1 protein-coding gene is annotated in these 1185 nt (G+C 71.2%); it reads right to left on the bottom strand.

Annotated features, from left to right (window positions below; genetic code table 11):
* Window positions 1-484 precede the first annotated feature (484 nt).
* The gene (locus tag ACWXWW_RS17805; RefSeq protein WP_455971316.1) at window positions 485-928 is read right to left on the bottom strand and encodes a substrate-binding domain-containing protein; all 444 of its coding nucleotides are present in this window, start codon (window positions 926-928) and stop codon (window positions 485-487) included.
* Window positions 929-1185 lie beyond the last annotated feature (257 nt).

Raw genomic sequence — 1185 nt, 5'->3', positions numbered from 1 at the left:
CATGGGAAGGCCATACCCCATGATAGAACACAACTACGACCAAGCACAAGACATTCATCGAAGATTCCTCGAAGATTCGTCGCTCCCCAATCACGCGAATACGAGCCAACCCGCGTGAGGACCTTACCGTGAAGCACCGACATTGATCCGCGTGAGTAAGCGAAAGGCTTATGTATAGTCACCGGGAGCGAGACACGGTCTGATCGCGCGTGTCCTGCGTGTGCGCGGCCGTCTCGAGTCGGCGGCTCCCGGGATCGGCTTGCGGCGTTTCGTCTGCGCTCGCTGGCGCTCGCTCCGCTCAACGACCGAGAACGTGAAGCCCGAATCGCTCGCTCCGTTCAACGACCGAGACGAAGCCCGCGGCGGCTCCCCGGGGGCGGCTTGCGGCGTTTCGACTGCGCTCGCTGGCGCTCGCTCCGCTCAACGACCGAGGGGGGTGAATCCCGACCCGCTCGCTCCGCTTAACGGCCGAGACAGTGAACTCTCACACCATGTCGCGCGCCGTGGACGCGCGGCGGCGGTAGATCGTCTGCAGCACGGTCGGCGCTTCCGGCGGGCGCCCGGAGATGATGTCGTGCAGCATCTCGACGAGCGCGTTGCCGATCTCGCGATGCGGATGCTCGAGGGCCGAGATCGCGGGGCGTCCGAACCGCGTCTGCGCCGAGTCGGATGCCGCGACGACCATCGTGTCGGCGGGAATCCGCAGGCCGGCCTCCATCAATCCGGCCGCCGCTCCGGCCGCGTGTCGGCCGGTGAGCGCGACGATCGCGTCGACGGGACCCTCCTTGAGGATGGCCGGCACGAGCGCCCTCGCGCGAGCGGCCTGCTCGTCGTCTTCGGCGGCAACCCGACCGGTGTCGCGGTGTACTGCATCTTCACGTGCCTCGTGCTCGGGGGCTGCACCCTGCTTCTCCGAGAGGGCGCGCACCGCAGCGTCGAGGAGCTCGAGGACACGGCGGCCCCGCGCGAAGCCCAGCCCGCGTGTGGGGGGGGGGGGGGGGGGGGGGGGGGGCCCCCCCCCCCCCCCCCCCCCCCCGCCCCCCCCCCCCCCCCCCCCACCCCCCCCCCCCCCCCCCCCCCCCCCCCCCCCACCCCCCCCCCCCCCCCCCCGCTCCGCGTCTCCGGTCGTGTGTGTGCCGTCCGCAGCAGGAGAATCGGATGGCTGCAGGACGGCGGCGGCGATCG

Source organism: Microbacterium sp. KNMS, assembly GCF_053851835.1.
This window is presented reverse-complemented; position numbering and strand designations above follow the sequence as displayed.